This window comes from Streptomyces sp. ISL-12 (assembly GCF_018614415.1).
Lineage (GTDB): Bacteria > Actinomycetota > Actinomycetes > Streptomycetales > Streptomycetaceae > Streptomyces.
The window spans coordinates 17,914-31,027 of the sequence record NZ_JAGGOO010000104.1 but is presented as its reverse complement, the minus strand read 5'-3'; the positions used below and the strand labels follow the sequence as shown (position 1 = coordinate 31,027).

Annotated in this window: 13 protein-coding genes; 2 read left to right on the top strand and 11 right to left on the bottom strand. The window is 71.0% G+C overall.

The window, feature by feature from the left end:
* The first annotated feature begins 139 nt into the window (after positions 1–139).
* Positions 140–991, top strand: coding sequence for a siderophore-interacting protein (locus tag J7I94_RS26510; protein WP_215170780.1), 852 nt, complete (start codon positions 140–142; stop codon positions 989–991).
* Positions 992–1,364: 373 nt separating this feature from the next.
* On the opposite strand, the gene J7I94_RS26505 is transcribed toward J7I94_RS26510, so the two are convergent.
* Entirely contained in the window at positions 1,365–1,946 is a 582-nt protein-coding gene (locus J7I94_RS26505; RefSeq protein ID WP_215170779.1) for a GNAT family N-acetyltransferase, read from the bottom strand.
* Positions 1,947–2,042: 96 nt separating this feature from the next.
* Between J7I94_RS26505 and J7I94_RS26500 the strand changes: the two genes are divergently transcribed.
* A complete protein-coding gene (locus J7I94_RS26500) occupies positions 2,043–3,125 on the top strand; it encodes a pseudouridine synthase (RefSeq protein ID WP_215170778.1) in 1,083 nt (360 codons plus the stop codon).
* Here the strand turns inward: J7I94_RS26500 and J7I94_RS26495 are convergent.
* The 10 genes from J7I94_RS26495 to J7I94_RS26450 all read right to left on the bottom strand — a co-directional run bounded on the left by J7I94_RS26495 (position 3,119) and on the right by J7I94_RS26450 (position 13,104).
* Positions 3,119–4,633 carry a cytochrome P450 gene (locus J7I94_RS26495; protein ID WP_215170777.1) on the bottom strand — a complete coding sequence of 505 codons (1,515 nt, stop codon included), beginning with the start codon at positions 4,631–4,633 and terminating at the stop codon, positions 3,119–3,121. The two genes, J7I94_RS26500 and J7I94_RS26495, sit on opposite strands and share 7 nt — an antisense overlap.
* Positions 4,634–4,691: 58 nt before the next feature.
* Positions 4,692–5,312 carry an ATP/GTP-binding protein gene (locus tag J7I94_RS26490; RefSeq protein WP_215170775.1) on the bottom strand — a complete coding sequence of 207 codons (621 nt, stop codon included), beginning with the start codon at positions 5,310–5,312 and terminating at the stop codon, positions 4,692–4,694.
* Complete coding sequence (locus tag J7I94_RS26485) at positions 5,293–5,712, bottom strand: DUF742 domain-containing protein (RefSeq protein ID WP_215170774.1); 420 nt, start codon at positions 5,710–5,712, stop codon at positions 5,293–5,295. Before J7I94_RS26485 ends, J7I94_RS26490 begins: the two co-directional genes overlap by 20 nt.
* Entirely contained in the window at positions 5,709–6,086 is a 378-nt protein-coding gene (locus tag J7I94_RS26480; protein ID WP_251075789.1) for a roadblock/LC7 domain-containing protein, read from the bottom strand. The genes J7I94_RS26485 and J7I94_RS26480 overlap by 4 nt, the downstream gene beginning before the upstream one ends.
* 26 nt (positions 6,087–6,112) lie before the next feature.
* Entirely contained in the window at positions 6,113–7,729 is a 1,617-nt protein-coding gene (locus J7I94_RS26475) for a sensor histidine kinase KdpD (RefSeq protein ID WP_215170772.1), read from the bottom strand.
* 365 nt (positions 7,730–8,094) lie between these two features.
* On the bottom strand, positions 8,095–10,947 hold the full coding sequence (locus tag J7I94_RS26470) for an RNA helicase (protein ID WP_215170768.1): 2,853 nt from the start codon (positions 10,945–10,947) through the stop codon (positions 8,095–8,097).
* A 96-nt stretch (positions 10,948–11,043) separates the two neighbouring features.
* Complete coding sequence (tatC, locus tag J7I94_RS26465) at positions 11,044–11,991, bottom strand: twin-arginine translocase subunit TatC (RefSeq protein ID WP_215170767.1); 948 nt, start codon at positions 11,989–11,991, stop codon at positions 11,044–11,046.
* Positions 11,992–12,039: 48 nt separating this feature from the next.
* Positions 12,040–12,324 carry a Sec-independent protein translocase subunit TatA gene (gene tatA, locus J7I94_RS26460; protein WP_215170765.1) on the bottom strand — a complete coding sequence of 95 codons (285 nt, stop codon included), beginning with the start codon at positions 12,322–12,324 and terminating at the stop codon, positions 12,040–12,042.
* A gap of 291 nt (positions 12,325–12,615) precedes the next feature.
* Entirely contained in the window at positions 12,616–12,810 is a 195-nt protein-coding gene (locus tag J7I94_RS26455; protein WP_215170763.1) for a hypothetical protein, read from the bottom strand.
* A gap of 33 nt (positions 12,811–12,843) precedes the next feature.
* A complete protein-coding gene (locus J7I94_RS26450) occupies positions 12,844–13,104 on the bottom strand; it encodes a hypothetical protein (RefSeq protein ID WP_215170798.1) in 261 nt (86 codons plus the stop codon).
* Positions 13,105–13,114: the final 10 nt, after the last annotated feature.

The window sequence follows — 13,114 nt, the reverse complement described above, 5'->3', positions numbered from 1 at the left end:
GCGCCGGCGCCCGGGCCACGGGGGGTTCCGGACGGAGCGGCAGGGACACTCGGGGACTCATGGACCTCTCGTCCATGAGGTGCCGGACAGGGGAGGGATGCTAACTTAGGCAAACCTAACTATGCTTTGGGAGGCCGTCATGGCAGACCGTCCGGCGCGCAAGCCGCGGAAGCCGCACTCGGCACAGGTCGTCCGCACGGAGCGGCTGACCCCGCACATGCAGCGGGTGGTGCTCGGCGGCGAGGGGCTCGCCGACTTCTCCGCGGACACCTGCACCGACCACTACGTCAAACTGCTCTTCCCGTCCGGCGGCGCGACCTACCCCGAGCCGTTCGACATGGAGCGGATCCGCGCGGAGTTCCCCCGCGAGCAGTGGCCGGTCACCCGGACCTACACGGTGCGGCACTGGGACGCCACCCTGCGGGAGCTGACCGTGGACTTCGTCATCCACGGCGACGAGGGACTGGCCGGGCCCTGGGCGCGCGACGTCCAGCCCGGCGAGACCATCCTCTTCATGGGCCCCGGCGGCGCCTACGCCCCCGACCCCGCCGCCGACTGGCACCTGCTGGCCGGTGACGAGAGCGCGCTGCCCGCGATCGCCCGCTCGCTGGAGGCACTGCCGGACGGTGCGCGTGCCTTCGCCTTCGTGGAGGTCGCCGGTCCGGAGGAGGAGCAGAAGATCGACTCCGACGTGGAGGTGGTCTGGCTTCACCGCGGGGACCGGCCCGTCGGCGAGGCGCTCGTCGAGGCCGTCCGCGCGCTGGAGTTTCCCGCGGGCCGGGTGCACGCGTTCGTGCACGGCGAGGCGGGCTGCGTGAAGGAACTGCGCAAACTGCTGCGGGTCGAGCGGCAGCTCCCCCGCGAGGACCTGTCCATCTCCGGCTACTGGCGGCTCGGCCACAACGAGGACGGCTGGCAGTCCTCCAAGCGGGAGTGGAACGCGCAGGTCGAGGCGGAGCAGGAGGGCGGCTCTCCGGCATCGGCCGCGTGACGTCCACGGCGGCTCGGGGTGCTTGCCGGCGCTTGCCGATGTCCGGGGTGCTGTCGGTGCCGGTCGGTGTCTGTCGACGCGCGGTGGCGTTCGGCCGAGCCCGCCGGCTTTCGTCGGCACCTGTCGGTGCTGTGTCTGGGTCCGTCGGCGCTTGTCGGCGCCCGCGTTTTCGGCGCCCGCGTTTTCGGCGCCCGCCGGTGCTGGTCCGGGGCCGTCGGCGCTGGTCTGGGCCCGTCGGCGTTTGTCGACGCCCGTCGGCAGTCGTCAGTGCTTACAGATGCCGTCGGCAGTCGTCAGTGCTTGTAGACGCCGCCCCCAGTCGTGGGCGCTTGTCGGCACCCGCCCGCCCCCACCCGCACCGCACCCTGTCGGCTCAGTCACCGCTCAGCCGGGCGTGCAGATGCATGTCGTGCCAGCCGTCCGCGTGCCGCAGCGCGCTGCGCTTGACCCCCTCCAGCACGAACCCCGCCCGTTCCGCGACCCGGCAGGACGCCGTGTTGGCGACGGCGTGGGTCAGCTCGAGGCGGTGCAGACCGACCTCGTCGAAGGCCCAGCGGGCGAGCGCCGCCGTGGCCCGCGCGGCGACTCCCTGTCCGCGGGCCGCCGCCACGGTCCAGTACGCCACCTCGGCCACACCATCGCCGAGCAGCACATCGCGCAGGGCCACCCGGCCGAGCAGCCGGCCACTGGCCGCGTCGGCGACCGCCCACTGCGCGTTCCGCTCCCCGGCCCAGGCCGCCTGCCACGCGGCTATCCAGCCGCGCACCTCGTCCACGGAGTCGGCGGCCCGGATGTGCCACTGGTGCATCAACGGGTCCTGGAACGCCTCGAAGACCGCCGGCGCGTCCCCCTCCCGCCAGGGACGCAACAGGAGTCCGTCGCCGGTGGCGATCGTGGGCTGGACGGTACGTGACAGGGTGCCGGCGGGCAGAACCGGGGGCGTCAGGTAGGGCATGATCCGCATCCTCTCAAGGCGCACCCACCACGGAACAGCACTTTTCCGCTGCCTCTGTCCACCCCTCGCTCCCTCCGCCTCCTACCCTTGCTGACGATGAGACGCCGCACGCCTCCCCCATCCTCCCCGCTCCCCCAGCGCGACGGGGTCGACCCGGTGCGGCTGCGGCTGCCCGCCGAGGGCTCGTGGCCCACGGTCGGCGACCACCTCGTCGAACGCCTCTCCGGCGCGGCCCCCGGCCTCGTCGCCGAGATGTTCGACGCGGGTCTGGTCGTCGGCGCCGACGGACGGCCGGTGGCGGCCGACGCCCCGTACCGGCCGGGCATGTACGTGTGGTTCCACCGCCGGCTCTCCCCCGAGGTACCGGTCCCCTTCCCCCTCCTCGTCCACTACCGCGACGAGCACATCGTGGTCGCCGACAAGCCGCACTTCCTGGCCACCACACCACGCGGCAGTCACGTCGCCGAGACCGCCCTGGCCCGTCTGCGCCGGGAGCTGGACGTCCCGACGCTCACCGCCGCCCACCGCCTCGACCGCCTCACCGGCGGACTGGTGCTGTTCACCGTGCGCCCCGAGGAACGCGGCGCCTACCAGACCCTGTTCCGGGACCGGCGGGTCCGCAAGACGTACGAGGCCGTCGCTCCGTACGCCCCCGCGCTCGCCCTCCCCCGGACCGTACGGAGCCGGATCGTGAAGGAACGCGGGGTGCTGACCGCCCGGGAGACCGAGGGCGAGCCGAACGCGGTCAGCCACATCGAACTGATCGCCCGGCACCCGGAAACGGGGACCGAAACGGGGACGGGGACCGAAACAGGGACGGGGACCGAAACAGGGCCGAGGACCGAAACGGGGCCGAGGACGGAGACTGGAACGGAAGCAGGAACGGAATCGGCAACGGCGGCAACCACGGCCCTGGCCCGCTACCGCCTCACCCCCACCACCGGCCAGACCCACCAACTACGGGTCCACATGACCGCGCTCGGCATCCCGATCCTCGGCGACCCGCTGTACCCCGAGGTGACCGCTCCCGTCCCCGCGGACGACTTCCGGCGCCCGCTGCAACTGCTCGCCCGCGAGCTGGCCTTCACCGATCCGCTCACCGGACGGGAGCACCGCTTCCGCAGCTCCCGCGCCCTCACCGCCTGGACCTCCTACGAGGACTGGGCCGCCGGTCAGTAACCACGCCACCAGCGCACGAAGCGCTGCCACGCGCCGTGGGGACGCGCCGGTTCCACCGACGACGCCGACGCGTCCGGCGCGTCCGGCACGGCCCGGCCGGCGGCCGACGGTGCCGGCCGGGTCACCACGGGCGAGGCCCCCGACTCGCCCACCTGCCGGGGCAGCGGCGCGCCCACGTGCCAGGGGGCCCGCTGCGGCGGGACCGGGGCGTGACTGGGTGCCTGCGTCACGTCCTGCGGCGGCTTGGGCTCGAACCGCACCGGCAGCTCCATCAGATGCCGTGACGCGATCGAGGACCGCCAGCGCAGCTCGTCCTCGTCGCAGTCGAGCTGGACGTCCGGCAGCCGCATCAGCAGGGCGTCGACGCCGGAGTCGGCGATGGCACGGCCGATGTCCTGGCCGGGACACTCGTGCGGGCCGCCGCCGAAGGCGAGGTGGGAGCGGTTGCCCTGCATGTTGGCGGAAAGGTCGGGCCGGACGCGCGGGTCCACGTTGCCCGGCGCGATACCGAGCAGCAGGCCGTCGCCGGCCCGGATCCGCTGGCCGCCCAGCTCGGTCTCCTGCTTGGCGAAGTAGGCGAAGATCGTGCTGAACGGCGGCTCGTCCCACAGGGACTGCTCGACCGCCTCGGGCACCGTCATCTGGCCGCCGCTGAGCTGGGCGCGGAATCCGGGGTCGGTGAGGACCACGCGCAGCACGTTGGAGATCAGGTTCGCCGTGTTCTCGTAGGCGGCGAAGAGGATCAGCCGCAGGTGTTCCCTGACCTCGTCGTCGGTGAGGTTCGCCGGATGGTTGATCAGGTGGGTGGCGAAGTCCTCGCCGGGCTCGGCGCGGCGGCGCTCGGTGAGGCGGCGCAGGACCTCCACGACGTGGTCGTGACTGGCGATCGCCGTGTCGGTGCCCTTGAGGGCGTCCCGGGCGGCCTCCACCAGCCGGTCGTCGTACTCGTCCGCCATGCCGAGGAGCTCGCACATCACCGCCATCGGCAGGTGTTCGGCGAACTGGCCGACCAGGTCGGCCCGGCCCTCCTCGCAGAAGCGGTTGACCAGCCGCTGGGTGTGCCGCCTGATGTGGCGGCGCAGGCTGCGGTAGTCGATCGTGGACATGGCCCCGGAGACGGCGCCGCGCAGCCGCTTGTGCTCATCGCCTTCGACGTGCGAGGCGATGGGCTGCCAGGCGATGTGCGGCATGAGGGGGTGGTCGGGCTTGACCATGCCCTCCTTCAGCGGGGTCCAGATACGGCTGTCCCGGCAGAACTGGGCCGGCGTGCTCACCATGTGCAGGTTCTCGGAGTGCCCGAGGACCACCCACACGGGCACGTCGTCGTGAATCAGCGCGGGCGCCACCGGCCCGTGCTGCTCCCGTAGTTGTTCATACAGCTCGTCCAGGTCCTCGGCCTCGTGGAGCCGGTGCAGCCCGCCGGGTCCCAGGCCGTGCGCGGGGCAGCCGGGGGGCGGTCCGGGCGTGGGGCCGCCCGTTCCGGTCAGGGAGTGGGTTTCGAACGTCACAGTGGTCGCTCCGGAGCTGATGGTCAGTCGGATGTCTGAGGTGGACGGCGGACGGCGGTCAGGTGAGCGCCCCCGTCATGGCGAGGGAGTGCAGGAAGCGCATCAGGGTCATCAGGACGTCCCGGCTGGAGGCCCGGCGGCGCACGTCGCACTCCATGATCGGGATCTCCTCGGACAGATCGAGGGCCGTGCGCAGTTCGTCCAGCGGGTATCGAGGCGCGTCCGGGAAGGAGTTGACGGCGACCACGAACGGCACACCGCGCTCCTCCAGCCGCCCCATGACGTCGAAGCTGACCTCCAGCCGGCGGGTGTCCACCAGCACGACCGCGCCGAGCGCGCCCTCGAACAGTCCGTTCCACAGGAACCAGAACCGCTCCTGGCCGGGTGTGCCGAAGAGATAGAGCACCAACTGGTCGGTGATGCTGATCCGGCCGAAGTCCATCGCGACGGTGGTCGCCGTCTTGGACGGGGACCCGTAGTTGTCGTCGACCCCGATACCGGCCTGGGTCATGGTCTCTTCGGTGGTCAGCGGTCTGATCTCGCTGACCGATCCGACCATGGTGGTCTTGCCGACGCCGAAACCTCCCACGATGACGATCTTCACGGCGGCCTCGGCCGTGTGCGGCAGCCGGTCCTCCGTCCGGGGGCCGGGAATGGTGTCAGAGTTTTTGAAGTCCATGCATCACCGCTTCGAGGAGGGACCGGTCGGCGACCTTCTGCCGGACGATCGGGGCGCGGGCCTGTACCAGTTCCGCTGCCAGCATCTCGGTGAGCAGTACGGTCACCACGCTGAACGGCAGGCTCAGGTAGGCCGAGAGTTCCGCCACGGACAGGGGCGCGACGCACAACCGGAGCAGGGCGGCCTGTTCGGGCGTCGCCGACGCCGGCGGGTCGGTGCGCGCCACGATCAGGGTCACCAGGTCTATGTCCGCGCGCTCGCCACCCCCGTCACCACCGATGACGAACAGCCGCTCGGGGTTGCCCGTCACGTTCCCCGTTGCGGGTGCGCCGCCCTCCGCGGGAGGCCGGGCGGACGGCTCTTGCGCGGGAAATCGCCTCTGGCGCTGGGGAGGAGTCATACGGTCTGCCCATTGCGCCGGGCGGGACTGGTCAGATGGGGGCCGATGCGGGCGACCAGGTCCTGCATGCGGTTGCTCATCCGGCCGGGCTCGCAGGTGACATCGGAGAGCACCGCCAGGTAGGCGTTGGGTCCGGCGGCCATGAGGTAGAAGTAGCCACCGTTGATCTCGATGACGACCAGCTTCATCCGGCCGTCGCTGTCCGGGATCTCGTGGGCCACCGCGCCGGCCAGGCTCTGCAGTCCCGCGCAGGCGGCGGCCACCCGGTCGGCGGCGTCCGGGTCACCGGAGTAGCGGGCGATGCGCAGTCCGTCGGCGGAGAGCACCACGATCATCTCGATGCCCGGAACGCCGTCGTAGAGATCCCTGAGCATCCAGTCGAACTTGCCTTGCTGCTCGATCACTTGAGGTCTCCCTCGTCGTCGGCCGGGGCGTGGGCCGGCTCATGGGGCGGCTGGGTGAACGCGTCGGGGTCCGGGGCGCTCTTGAGGCCCTCCCAGAAGGCCTCGACCCACTGCCCCGGCAGTGGCTCCTCGTCCGGCTTCTGCTCCGGCTCCGGCTCGGGGGTGGCCCAGCGGGCGTTGCGGGCGCGCTCGGCGGCCTCGCGGGCCTCCCGCTCGGCCTCGGCCCGCTCGAAGGCGGCCTGCTCGGCGAGGCGCTGGCTGAGCGGCATCTTCACCCGGCTGCGGCGCTGCGGCAGGCCGCCCGCCGTCCACTCGGTGACCTCGGGGACGTCGTCCTCCAGGGAGACCGTGGCCGGGATCCGCGGGCTGGTGGGGCGCCGCTTCTTGGGCTTGCGGTTGGGGCCGGGAAGCGCGTCCGGACCTGGCAGCGGGATGGAGGTCGCGCCGATGCCGTGGGCGAGTCCGACGCCGGGCTCGGTGGTCATCATGTTGCTCGGCACGACCAGGATGGCGCGGACGCCGCCGTAGGCGGAGGCGCGCAGCGAGACCTGCATGTCGTACGTCGTGCACAGGCGGCCGACGACCGACAGGCCGAGGCGCGGGTTGCCCCCGAGGTCCTGCAGGTCGGTGCCGCGCTTGGCGGCCTCCAGCATGCCCTCGATGCGCAGCCGTGACTCCTCGCTGAGGTTGACGCCGGCGTCCTCGATCTCGATGCAGACGCCGGTCTGCACCTCGGTCGCGGTGACGTTGACCTTGGTGTTCGGCGGCGAGTAGCGGGTGGCGTTGTCGAGCAGTTCCGCCGCGGCGTGGATGACCGGCTCGACCGCGGTGCCCTTGATGTTGACCTTGGCGATGGAGGCCAGGTGGATGCGCCGGTACTCCAGGATCCGGGACATGGCGCCGCGCAGCACGCTGTAGAGCGCCACCGGCTGGGGCCACTGGCGTCCGGGCCGGCCGCCGCCGAGGACGGAGATGGAGTCGGCGAGGCGCCCGATCAGCGCGGTGCCGTGGTCGATGCGCAGGAGGTCGTCGAAGACCTCGGGGTTGCGGCCGTGGTCCTCCTCCATCTCCCGCAGTTCCTTGTTCTGCTGGTGGACGATGGCCTGGACGCGCCGGGCGACGTCGACGAAGGAGCGCGCGGCGGAGTCCCGCAGGGCCTCCTCGTGGTCGATGATCTCGACCACCGTGCGGATCAGCTTCCGCTGCGGCTCGTGCAAGTGGGCATAGGACGGGTCGAGGTCGCCGAGGTGGAGCATCACCTCGCGCGGGGTGTTCCCGCGCCGCATGTAGTGGAGCGCGGCCGGCAGGACCTCGTCGACGAGGCGGGCCATCTCCTCGTCGTGGCCGGCGATCCGCCGTTCCAGATACGCGGCGTGACGGGCGTGCTCGGTACGCAGGGCGCGCAGTGTGCGGCCACGGCGGACCGCTTCGGCGCCCGTCATGATCACCAGGAAGGTGGCCAGGCCACCGCACAGGGCGACCGCGGTCCGGGCCGGCTCCGTCACCATGGCGACGGCTGCCCCGGTCGCCGCCGCCATCAGTATGGCGGGCAGCAACAGGACGCGCGCGTAGGGAAGTTCGCGGTGACCGGGAGGGGATTCAACACTCACCATGTAGGCCCTCTGAAAAACGAATCGGCGGGGATGGGGAAGCGTGCAGGGGGGTATGTCATGGAGTGGTCGGTTACTTCGGCATTTTTTGAACAAACGCGCTAATACACCTCAACTCGGCGCGCTGCGGGCGAGCTTAGTCCGAGCGGATCAACGCCGTGTCACATTCGGCAAGCACCTGAAACGGACACCGGGGCAGGGGTAGCCTCGGATCCATTTGTACGCTACGGAGCCGTTCGAACACGTAAAGTATCGTCGCACGGGCGCGCGATTGTCACTCACCGTAACGAGTGAACCGATAGGTCGGGACATGACGAAGGCGCCCGAGCGAAACGCTCGGGCGCCCAGTGGATCCGTGCCGCCGGTGCCTATCCCACCGACGAGTAGGCGACCACTCCGCGCAGCAGCCCCTCGACCGCCCGGCGCGCGTTCTTCGGCACGGTGGAACCGTCCGCCGGTGCGGCGGCGGCGATCTGGCCGAGGACGTCGATGACCTGCTTGCACCAGCGCACGAAGTCGCCGGCCGGCATCTCCGCCTCGCGCAGCACCTCGTCGAGCCCCTTGCCGGACGCCCACATGTACGCCGCCCAGGCGAAGCCGAGATCCGGCTCGCGCTGGCCGACCCCCTCGGTCTGGCTGATCCGGAACTCCTCCTCCAGGGCGTCGAGCCGGCCCCAGATGCGGACCGTCTCGCCGAGCGCGGCCTTCGCCTTCCCCGAGGGCACCTTGGGCGCCATCGCGTCGTCGGCGGCCCGGGACTCGAACACCAGGGCAGAGACACAGGCGGCCAGCTCGGCCGGACCGAGGCCCTCCCAGACGCCTTCGCGCAGGCACTCACTGGCCAGCAGGTCCAGCTCCCCGTAGAGCCGCGCGAGCCGCTTGCCGTGCTCGGTGACCTCGTCGCCGCGCAGGTAGTCCAGCTCGGTCAGCAGCGCCACGATCCGGTCGAAGGTGCGGGCGATGGTGTTGGTACGCCCCTCGATCCGGTGCTCCAGCTGCGCGGTGTCGCGCCGCAGCCGGTGGTAGCGCTCCGCCCAGCGGGCGTGGTCCTCGCGGTCGTCGCAGCCGTGGCAGGGATGAGCGCGGATCGCCTTGCGCAGCCGGGCGATCTCCCGGTCGTCGGCCGCCTGGGACCGCTTCTTGCGGGCCCGCTCCGGCGGGATGTGCCCCGCCTTGGTACGCAGCGCGGACGCCAGGTCCCGGCGGGACTGGGGCGAGCGCGGGTTGAACGACTTGGGGATCCGCATCCGCTCCAGCGCCTCCACGGGCACCGGGAAGTCCATCGACGCCAGCCGCTTGACCTGCCGCTCCGCGGTCAGTACCAGCGGGCGCGGCCCGTCGTGGTGCTCGAAGCCGCGGTGCCCGTTGGACCGCCCGGCGGGCAGACCGGGATCCAGCACCAGGGCCAGCCCGGCGTACTTTCCGGTGGGTACGTGGATGACGTCACCGGGCTTGAGCTTCTCCAGCGCGACGGCGGCCTCGGCACGCCGCTGCGCCACGCCCTGCCGGGCCAGCTCGGTCTCCCGGTCCTTCAGCTCGCGGCGCAGCCGCGCGTACTCCTCGAAGTCGCCGAGGTGGCAGGTCATGGAGGCCTTGTAGCCCTCCAGCCCCTCCTCGTTGCGCTGTACCTGCCGGGAGATCCCGACCACCGACTTGTCGGCCTGGAACTGGGCGAAGGAGGTCTCCAGCAGCTCCCGCGAGCGGTGCCGGCCGAACTGCTCGACCAGGTTGACCGCCATGTTGTACGACGGCTTGAAGCTGGAGCGCAGCGGGTACGTGCGCGTGCCCGCCAGCCCCGCGAGGTGCTCGGGGTTCATGCCGCGCTGCCACAGCACTACGGCGTGGCCCTCGACGTCGATGCCGCGGCGGCCTGCCCGGCCGGTGAGCTGGGTGAACTCACCGGGGGTGATGTCGGCGTGCTGCTCGCCGTTCCACTTGACGAGCTTCTCCAGCACCACCGAGCGGGCGGGCATGTTGATCCCGAGGGCGAGGGTCTCGGTGGCGAAGACGGCCTTGACCAGCCCGCGTACGAACAGTTCCTCGACGACCTCCTTGAAGGTCGGCAGCATGCCCGCGTGGTGGGCGGCGATACCGCGCTCCAGGCCCTCCAGCCACTCGTAGTACCCCAGGACGTGCAGGTCCTCGGTGGGGATGGAGGCGGTGCGCTCCTCGACCAGGGCGCGCACCTGCTCCCGCGCCTCCTCGTCGTTGAGCCGCAGTCCGGCGTACAGGCACTGCTGGACGGCGGACTCGCAGCCGGCACGGCTGAAGATGAAGGTGATCGCGGGCAGCAGGCCCTCGCTGTCCAGCCGCTCGATGACCTCCGGCCGGCCCGGTGTCCAGATCCGGGAACGCTGTCTGCGCTCCCGCTCCCGGTCCGCCTCGCGCATGTGCCGGCCGCGTCTGCGGTCCTGGTAGGACGGCCGGCTGGCCTCCATGCGCGCCATGCGCGTCAGGTCCGGGTTGACGGCCCGCTTGTGGCCCTCGGCCTCCTCGAACAGGTCGTACATCCGGCGTCCGGCCAGCACGTGCTGGAACAGCGGCACGGGCCGGTGTTCGGAGACGATCACCTCGGTGGAGCCGCGGACGGTGTCGAGCCAGTCGCCGAACTCCTCGGCGTTGGACACCGTCGCCGACAGTGAGACGAGCGTCACCGACTCGGGGAGGTGGATGATCACTTCCTCCCAGACGGCGCCGCGGAAGCGGTCGGAGAGGTAGTGCACCTCGTCCATGACCACGTAGCCGAGGCCGGTGAGGGTCTGGGAGCCCGCGTACAGCATGTTCCGCAGCACCTCGGTGGTCATCACGACCACCGGGGCGCCCGAGTTCACGCTGTTGTCGCCGGTGAGCAGGCCCACCCGGTCCGTGCCGTAGCGGCGGCACAGATCGGCGTACTTCTGGTTCGACAGCGCCTTGATGGGTGTCGTGTAGAAGCACTTCCTGCCCTGTTCCAGGGCGAGGTGGACGGCGAACTCGCCGACGATCGTCTTGCCCGAGCCGGTGGGCGCGGCCACCAGTACGCCCTTGCCCGCCTCCAGCGCCTGGCATGCCTCTGTCTGGAAGGGGTCGAGGCCGAAGTCGTACATCTCGCGGAAGGAGGCGAGCGCCGTGGCCTGCTCGACGGCGCGCCTACGGGCCGCCGCGTACCGCTCGGCCGGTGAGAGGTCCTCTGTCATCGTGCTTTCGAGCGTACCGGGCCGCACCGACAACAGGACGATCATTATCCGGATAGGAGTCCGGCGGACCGGGGCCCTACCGGTTCACGGGCACCCGCCAGGGCGGCCGCGCCCGGTCAGGGGCGCGGCACGGCCCCTGGCTCACGTCACGTCGTCGTACCCGTTGACCCGGTCCGTGCGGGACTGCTCGGGCAGGGCGGGGCTGGTCGTCACGGGCTCGATCTCGCCGATGTCCTCGGGGGTGAGGTCGAGGTCGGAGGCCTCGTCGTCGGCGGGGCCCAGCGCCTCCTGCCTGCGACGGCGGCGGTCGTTCAGCAGCGAGAAGACGACGGCCGCGAAGTACAGCACCCAGATCGGCCCGGCCAGCATGAGCATGGTCAGCGGGTCGGTGCTCGGCGTGGCGAGGGCCGCGAAGAGGGTGATGCCCATCATCATCGCGCGCCACCAGCCGAGCATCCGCTTGCCGGTGATCGAGCCCGTGAGGTTGAGGAAGACCAGCAGCAGCGGAAGCTCGAAGGAGAGGCCGAAGACGAGCACCATGCGCAGGACGAGGTCGAGCAGGTCGTCCAGCGGCAGCAGGTTGGTCGTGCTGCTCGGGGTGAACTCCAGCAGCACCTCCGCCGTGGTGGGGAGGACGTTGTACGCGAAGTAGGCGCCGCCGATGAAGAGCGGGGCGCCGGTGCCGACGAAGGCGTAGGCGTACTTCTTCTCGTGCCGGTGCAGCCCGGGGGCGACGAAGGCCCACAGCTGGTACAGCCAGACCGGGGAGGCCAGCACGACGCCGGCCATCAGCGACACCTTCAGCGCCAGGGTGAAGGGGGTGAGCAGACCGTTGATGGTGATCTGCGCGCACGGCTTGTCCGACGTCGACTTCGCCAACTGCTCGAACGACTGGTCGCAGCCGACCGAGTCGAGGATCGGCCGGGTGAGGAGATTGATGATGTCGTTGTAGAAGAAAGCGGCGACGACGGTGACGGCGACGATCGCCAGCAGTGCCTTCGCGAGCCGGTTGCGGAGCTCACGCAGGTGCTCCGCGAGGGGCATCCGCCCCTCGGGATCCCTCTCCTGTTTGCGGGCAGACTTCAGCAACCCACGTTCCCATCTCGTGCGGGCGGGCCGGAGGTCACCGGCCCCGCGTCAGCGCTTGGTCGTGTCCGTCGGCTCGGCGACCGGGCGGGAACTGGTCACGTCGCCCGGGGCGGCCTGGATGGTGCGCTGCGACGCGGACTGCTCACCGGCGGTGGGCGGGTCGGCGGGGGCGGCGGACTTGTTGTCGTCCTTCATCGCCTTGGCCTCGCTCTTGAGGATGCGCGCGGACTTGCCGAGCGAACGCGCCATGTCGGGAAGCTTCTTCGCGCCGAACAGCAGGATGATGACGACGAGGATGAGAATGATCTCGGGGGCGCCGAGCCTTCCGAACATAAGTCTTTACCTTCTCACCGAGGCGGCTGGGTGGGGGTGCTGTCCGACCGGTCGGACATGCGTCTGAACGGCCGTGTTGTGCAGCGATCGTAACGCTCAGGGGTAAACGCGAGGCAATCCCTGTGCGTACTCCCGTCCGCGGCCGGGCCTCGTTTTCCGGACCGCGACCAGCAGCGTACCTGTCTCCCTGAGCCGGACGACAGGGCGAAGCGGCCCAGAACGCAAGTCACAGGAGACCGCTGCGTCACGCACAGGCGTTTCACAAACCCCGACAGGTGTCTTGCGTACTCCTCACAGCGCCTGCGCGGAACGGCCCGCGCGCTCCGCGGCGTGCTCCAGGTCCTCCGCCGCGGCACCGATCCGGCGGGCCGACTCGGCCACCTGCCGGCCCAGCCGCTGCGCCTCCACGAACACCCGTACGGCGAGCACTCCGAGGACGGCGAGACCCAGGAACCCCATGGCAACCGCGAACATCGGCCAGAACATGCCGTCGAGCCTAGACCGTCCCGCCACCTGGTCCTAAACGGTGGAGTGCAGGCGCAGGGTCCGCACCCCGCCGCCGGTGAGCAGCTCCACGATCCGCTCCCCCGCCGGCTTGCGGACGGTGACCCCGCAGTCCGGGCAGGTGAACGAGTAGAAGGTGGTACGGCTGCTGGCGCCGATGGCCAGGCGCAGGGCGCTCGCGGTCAGCTCGAAGCGGCCCCGGCAGTCCGGACAGCCCGCCCGGAACACCACCGGCGCCACACTTCTCATCCCGGCGAACGCGGACGCCACCGTCATGCCCACCGCA